The sequence below is a fragment of the Phenylobacterium sp. genome (assembly GCF_031181185.1).
Lineage (GTDB): Bacteria > Pseudomonadota > Alphaproteobacteria > Caulobacterales > Caulobacteraceae > Phenylobacterium.
The window spans coordinates 1-3,830 of record NZ_JAPSKZ010000255.1 but is presented as its reverse complement, the minus strand read 5'-3'; the positions used below and the strand labels follow the sequence as shown (position 1 = coordinate 3,830).

Sequence of the window (3,830 nt, the reverse complement as noted above, 5' to 3'; positions counted from 1 at the left end):
CCCCCGGCGAACCGGAGCGGAGTGTGGGTTAGACGCTGCATAGCGCGGGAGCAAGCGCCGCGCCCATGAACCTGTTGTCACGGCGGCCCGCCCGGGCGCGGGCAGCTGGAGTTCGGCACGAGAACGAAGGGCCGGCCACCCACCTCTACAGTCGCCCCTCGCGGTGGCCGCACCTGAAGCTGTCCGGCGCGCACGGCCTCAATATCGCCAGGGCACCACGTGCCGCTCAGCTGACCCAGCCGCTGCCAGCCGCGCCCTGCCGTCCGGTGGTACACTTCCGTATTGTAGAGGCGGAAGACCACCACATCCTCGTCTCCATCGCCGTCCATGTCGTGCACCAGTGCGGGGCAAGTCCCGGGACAGCCGGCGCTGGGCTCCAGCTCGCCCCAATCCTGCGACACGAAATCATCGGGAAGCGGCCGGCCGAGAACCTCGAACGCCCGGCGGCGCGCCTCTGGCGTGCGGGCGGGCGGATCGTGACGGTTCCGCATCTGCTGCACCTCGACGGCGCGTTCGCGCACCGCAGGCCGAGGATCGGAGGTGAGTTCCTTCAGTGCTTCTCGCCCCCAGCGCCCCGCTTGGAAGCCGAGGAATTCGTAATCGAAGCTCCGCGCGTCGACGTCGTTGGACCGGAGACGCGCAACCTGATCGGCCACGGACAAGCGCGCCGGGTCGGCCAAGGGCGAGAAGACGGCGAGCAGCACCAACACGACGACGTGCGCGGCCACGACGTTCACCCGCTCGAGCCGGCGCATCCAGGCTCGACGGTCGACCGCGGCCCAACCGTAGCCGCCTGCATACACCATCGCCACGGTCAAACAGGCGAGCGCATAGATGCGACCCGGCGTCAGCCCGTGCTGACCAATGCGGAGCCACAGTCCGTAGGCCGCGACGAGGACGAGCGGCGCAAGCAGGCCTGCGGCCATGCGCACCGCCCACTTCAGCACCCAGGGCGGATGACCCGGCCGCTCGCCATCCTGATAGGTGGCGTTGACGAGGACGATCAGGGCGGCCGCGGCGGCCAGCAGGATGCCGCCGGCGTGACGCGTCTGCCAGAGCGGCTCCAGCCCGGTGAACGCCAGCGCCGCCAGGAATCCAGCGGCGATCAGCGTCATCAGCGGGAGCAACCAGGCGAGGAGGTTCAGCGCGAGGGTCCGCGCGCCAAGCACCAGAGCGGCGCGCACGTCCGTCACATGGACGGCCACCGCGAAGAAGGTCGTCGTCGCCGGCCAGGCGAAGCCGGGCTCCCGGAGCAGCTTCTCGAGGAAGTCGAGGCCGATCAGCTGGAACAGGGCGGCGCCTAGCCACAACAGGATCCAGAGGGCGCCGACGAATGCTGCGCTGAGCACGAGCCGGACGCCATCCTTCCAGCCGCCATCGAAATAGCTCCGGTAGCTTGCGACCCACCGCCCCTCGGCGTGGGCTGGCAGGATGAGGTGGTGTGCGACGAAAAGGGCAGCGGCTGAGAAGACAAACAGGGGCGGGCGTGGCCACGGGCCCCGATCCCGCCAGTCACCACCTGTGTGGACGTAGCCGTCGTAGGCGCCCAAGCCGAGCGTCACGAGCGTGGCGGCGCCGAGCCACAGCACCAGCGTCCGCCGGCGCATGGCTCCGACCGCGGCCAGCGCCACGACCGGCGCGAACAGCGCCGCCAGCGCGAGCGCTCGGAACAGCGGACCCGGGAGGCTCTCGCGGACCTCCCAGAGCCCATACAGGACCACGCCTTGAGAGAAGCCTATGGCCAGCCGCGCGCCCAGGGCGGCGCGGTTCGGCTCCTGAACCTGCGCGTCGCTCATCGCCGCTCCTGTGGCCGGTCCACGGGGTCCGAACTGGACCTGTGAATCAGACAGACCAGTCCTAAGTTAGGTGACATGAGTCGCGCCGCCCTGCCGCCCCTGCATGCGCTGCTCGCGCTGGCCGTCGTGGCGGTGTGGGGGACCAATTTCGTGGTCATCCGCTGGGCGCTGGACGACCTGCCGCCGCTGACCTTTGCGGCGCTGCGCTTCACCTTCGCTCTGTTGCCGGCGGTGTTCTTCCTGAAGAAGCCCAACGTCTCGTGGCGCAATCTCGCGGCCTACGGCGTGCTGATCGGGGTGGGCCAGTTCGGCCTCCTCTACATCGCCATGACCCAGTGGATTTCGCCGGGCTTGGCGTCGCTCGTCGTCCAGATCCAGGCGTTCTTCACCGTGGGCTTCGCCATGATGCTGGCCGGCGAGAAGATCCGCCGCTTCCAGTTGCTGGCTCTGGCGCTCGCCGCCTCCGGGCTCGTCTGGCTGATGGCCCATACCAGCGCCGAGGTGACGCCGCTGGGCCTGGCGCTGGTGGTCGGGGCAGCCCTCGGCTGGGCCGGAGGCAACACCGTGGCCCGAACCGCCGGCCCAGTGAACATGCTGGCGTACGTGGTCTGGTCTAGTCTGTTCGCCGCCCCGCCCCTTTTTGCCCTCGCCTTCCTCTTCGAGGGCTGGCCGGCGGTCAGCCAGGGCCTCGCCCGCGCCGACCTCGGCACCTGGGCCTGCGTGCTCTGGCAATCGGTCGGCAACACCATCTTCGGCTACGCGAGTTGGGCCTGGCTGCTGGCGCGGCATCCGGCGGCAACCATCGCCCCGCTGTCTCTGCTGGTGCCCGTGTTCGGCATGGGCGCCTCGGCGATCCTGCTGGGCGAGCCGCTGACGTCCTGGAAACTGACGGCCGCTGTCCTGGTGCTGGGCGGCCTGGCGCTGAACACCCTCTATCCTGCTTGGGAACGTCGCCGCGCGGCTGTCGCGGCCGGCTGAGCGGCTAGCCAGCCCCGCCTGAGGCGGCGAGCAAGCGATCTTCCCGGCGCAGCGTTACGTGACGGCCGAAGTGTTCGCTGACGGCCGCGTAGTAGGCCGCGTAGCCGATGCCGGGACTGCCGCCGAGCGCCAGCACGGCGATAGGGCGCCCGTCTGGAGCGTCCCAGAGTTCGACGCGATACGGCAGGTCGGCGCCCGCCAGATCGTCCGCGTCGGATTGCAGCGCGAAGAGCTTCGCCATGCCCCGTCTCCCGTCGAAGAAGAACGCGTAGCACGAGAAATCCGGCACGTATGTCGGCGGCCGACATAACGGCGGTACGCCCCTGCGGCAGTTTGCCCTCAGACGGGCAAAGCCTCGATGATGACGAAGGCCTGGGCGTAGGGGTGGTCGTCGGTCAGGGACAGGTGGATCTGCGCCTTCATGCCCGGCGGCGTGATCTCCTCCAGCCGCTTCAGGGCTCCGCCTGTCAGCGCCATCGTGGGCTGGCCGGAACGCATGTTCACCACGCCCATGTCGCGCCAGAAGACGCCGCGCCGCATGCCGGTGCCCAGCGCCTTGGCGCAGGCCTCCTTGGCGGCGAAGCGCTTGGCGTAGCTCGCCGCCGCGTCCGCCTTGCGATCCGAGCGGGTGCGCTCGAGTTCCGTGAAGACCCGGTGGCGGAAGCGATCGCCGAACCGATCCAGGCTGGCCTGGATACGGCGGATGTCCGAGAGGTCCGATCCGATGCCGATGATCATGCCGCCTGGCTCGCCCGCGCCTCGTCCATCAGCGCGCGCATCCGCTGGATGGCGGGCCCGAGCCCGATGAAGATCGCCTCGCCGATCAGGAAGTGGCCGATGTTCAGCTCTAGCACTTCGGGGATGGCCGCGATGGGCTTCACCGTTTCGTAGTCGATGCCGTGTCCGGCGTGGACTTCCAGACCAAGGCCCGCGGCGGCGCCGGCGGCGGCCCTCAGCCCTTCCAGCAGGCGGGCCGCCTCCTCGCGGCGGCCGTGGCGCACCGCCTCGCAGTAGGCGCCGGTGTGCAGCTCGACCACCTGGGCGCCAACGGACTTG

General features: G+C 69.8%; 5 protein-coding genes. 1 reads left to right on the top strand and 4 read right to left on the bottom strand.

Annotated elements, in window-relative coordinates; genetic code table 11:
- Positions 1–77: 77 nt before the first annotated feature.
- Entirely contained in the window at positions 78–1,796 is a 1,719-nt protein-coding gene (locus tag RIF93_RS19300) for a DUF4153 domain-containing protein (RefSeq protein ID WP_309093072.1), read from the bottom strand.
- 75 nt (positions 1,797–1,871) lie between these two features.
- Between RIF93_RS19300 and RIF93_RS19295 the strand changes: the two genes are divergently transcribed.
- Positions 1,872–2,774 (top strand): EamA family transporter, encoded by a 903-nt coding sequence (locus tag RIF93_RS19295; protein ID WP_309093071.1) that lies wholly within the window; start codon positions 1,872–1,874, stop codon positions 2,772–2,774.
- Between the two features lie 4 nt (positions 2,775–2,778).
- Here the strand turns inward: RIF93_RS19295 and RIF93_RS19290 are convergent, their stop codons facing one another.
- The 3 genes from RIF93_RS19290 to RIF93_RS19280 form a co-directional block, all read right to left on the bottom strand.
- Positions 2,779–3,015 carry a hypothetical protein gene (locus tag RIF93_RS19290; RefSeq protein WP_309093070.1) on the bottom strand — a complete coding sequence of 79 codons (237 nt, stop codon included), beginning with the start codon at positions 3,013–3,015 and terminating at the stop codon, positions 2,779–2,781.
- A 98-nt stretch (positions 3,016–3,113) separates the two neighbouring features.
- Positions 3,114–3,512 (bottom strand): holo-ACP synthase, encoded by a 399-nt coding sequence (acpS, locus tag RIF93_RS19285; protein ID WP_309093069.1) that lies wholly within the window; start codon positions 3,510–3,512, stop codon positions 3,114–3,116.
- Positions 3,509–3,830, bottom strand: a 322-nt coding sequence (locus tag RIF93_RS19280; protein WP_309093068.1) for a pyridoxine 5'-phosphate synthase, incomplete at its 5' end; no start/stop codon positions are given. The genes acpS and RIF93_RS19280, both read right to left, overlap by 4 nt.

Coding starts and splice junctions, on each gene's coding strand:
- RIF93_RS19300 (WP_309093072.1), bottom strand. CDS start 1,796: ATGAGCGACGCGCAGGTTCAGGAGCCGAACCGCGCCGCCCTGGGCGCG.
- RIF93_RS19295 (WP_309093071.1), top strand. CDS start 1,872: ATGAGTCGCGCCGCCCTGCCGCCCCTGCATGCGCTGCTCGCGCTGGCC.
- RIF93_RS19290 (WP_309093070.1), bottom strand. CDS start 3,015: ATGGCGAAGCTCTTCGCGCTGCAATCCGACGCGGACGATCTGGCGGGC.
- acpS (WP_309093069.1), bottom strand. CDS start 3,512: ATGATCATCGGCATCGGATCGGACCTCTCGGACATCCGCCGTATCCAG.